Source organism: Pseudomonas sp. SIMBA_067 (genome assembly GCF_046534675.1).
GTDB classification, from domain to species: domain Bacteria; phylum Pseudomonadota; class Gammaproteobacteria; order Pseudomonadales; family Pseudomonadaceae; genus Aquipseudomonas; species Aquipseudomonas putida.
Genome location: NZ_JAWRYH010001090.1, coordinates 1 through 246 on the forward strand (window position 1 = coordinate 1; position 246 = coordinate 246).

The following is a 246-nucleotide window of genomic DNA, read 5'->3' on the forward strand; positions in this document are numbered from 1 at the left end:
CTGGCTGATAAATTCACATCTTCAGGTGTCGTCATTCCGACGTCGACGCTCGAAGGCAGATACTCCATTGCTGCGAGATTTAGACCCGCATACCCACCCGCGAAGAGGAGATCAGATGAAAGCCTCTTTTTAATACTATTTACGAAATCCACAGGGGATCTCTTCCCTGAAACCAGGCCTGCGGCGGTTATGCCGAATGCCAAATAAAATTTAGCTGCGGACGGCAAAACAGTCGTTAATGTCCGG

Annotated in this window: 1 protein-coding gene; it reads right to left on the bottom strand. The window is 49.2% G+C overall.

Annotated features, from left to right (window positions below; translation table 11 throughout):
• Window positions 1–246 (bottom strand): hypothetical protein (locus tag SB765_RS32630; protein WP_410932894.1); only part of this gene is annotated, 246 nt, incomplete at both ends.